Genomic DNA, 1290 nt, shown 5'->3' on the forward strand with positions numbered 1-1290 from the left:
CCATGACAGACACCTCTCGCCACGGCATCGCTCGCCCCTTTGCTTGACGAATCGAGCCGATTTTGAGGTGTCAACCATGTCCCCGAACACCTGTCAGCCATGTCCCCGGGCTGAACACTTCGCTCGCAATGACGGAGGAGAGAGGCCGTGGGGTAGGCAAAGGCGCGGCTGCGCTGCGTCCCCATACGAGGTCCGGGTGGCGCCGTGCCCACCGTCTTGCCGCGAATGTGCTGATCGATGGTGGGCACGCTGCCGCCTTCGGCGGCTGCTTTGCCCACTTTACGGCGGGAACAACTACGTCTTCGCGACGCGCCGGCAATGCTCCCAAGCGGCGTGAATCAGGTTCTCGCTCGCCTCGGGCGTGCGGAACGCCGAATGCGCCGACAGCGTCACGTTGGGGATCGTGGTCAGCACGTGACCGACCGGCAGCGGCTCGGTGTTGAAGACGTCGAGGCCCGCGTGACGGATATGGCCGGAGCGGAGGGCGTCGATCATCGCCGTCTCGTCGACGATGGCGGCGCGGGCGGTGTTGACGAAGATCACGCCGTTGCGCATCTGCGCGATCCGCTCGCGCGACAGGAAGCCGCGGGTCTCGTCGTTGAGCAGAAGATGCAGTGAGACGATGTGGCTCGTCGCCAGCAACTGATCGAGTGACACGAAGTCCATGCCCGGATGGCTCTTCGGCGAGCGGTTCCAGGCGATCACCTTCATGCCGCTGCCGCCCGCGATGCGCGCGACCTCCGCGGCGATGCCGCCGAAGCCGATCAGGCCGAGCGTCTTGCCGGTGAGCTGCATGCCGTCGTCGCGCAGCCAGTTGCCGGCGCGCATCTCGCGGTCCATCTGCGCGATGCCGCGCGCCGAGGCCCACATCAGCGCGATGGCGGCTTCGGCGACGGCCGTGTCGCCATAACCCTTGATGAGGTGGACGGTGATGCCGAGTTCGGCGAGTTCTTCCGGGTTCATGTAGCTGCGCGCGCCGGTGCCGAGGAAGACGACGTGCTTGAGGCCCTTGCACTGCTTGGCGACATCCGTCGGCAGCGCGGTGTGGTCGACGACGCCGATCTCGGCGCCGTCGAGGATGGCCGGCCAGTCCTCCGGCTTGATGTCGGGGTCGAGATGCACGCGCATCTCCGGATCGCCGGATTGGCGCTGCCGGTCGAAGATCTCGGCAAGCGACGAGTTGGCGTCGATGAAAACTCCGCGCACGGGATGGTCTCCTCTGAGAAGCATGCGAAACCGTGGCGCGGACACAGGTGCGCTCCCTCCCCCCTTGTGGGGGAGGGTTGGGGA

At 66.6% G+C, this 1290-nt stretch carries 1 protein-coding gene; it reads right to left on the minus strand.

Features of this window, described 5'->3' with window-relative positions; all coding sequences use genetic code 11:
- Nucleotides 1–294 precede the first annotated feature (294 nt).
- Nucleotides 295–1206: an NAD(P)-dependent oxidoreductase gene (locus BRAO375_RS24160; protein WP_009030078.1), complete on the minus strand. Its 912-nt coding sequence runs from the start codon at nucleotides 1204–1206 to the stop codon at nucleotides 295–297.
- Between the last annotated feature and the right edge of the window lie 84 nt (nucleotides 1207–1290).

This window comes from Bradyrhizobium sp. ORS 375, assembly GCF_000239775.1.
Lineage (GTDB): Bacteria > Pseudomonadota > Alphaproteobacteria > Rhizobiales > Xanthobacteraceae > Bradyrhizobium.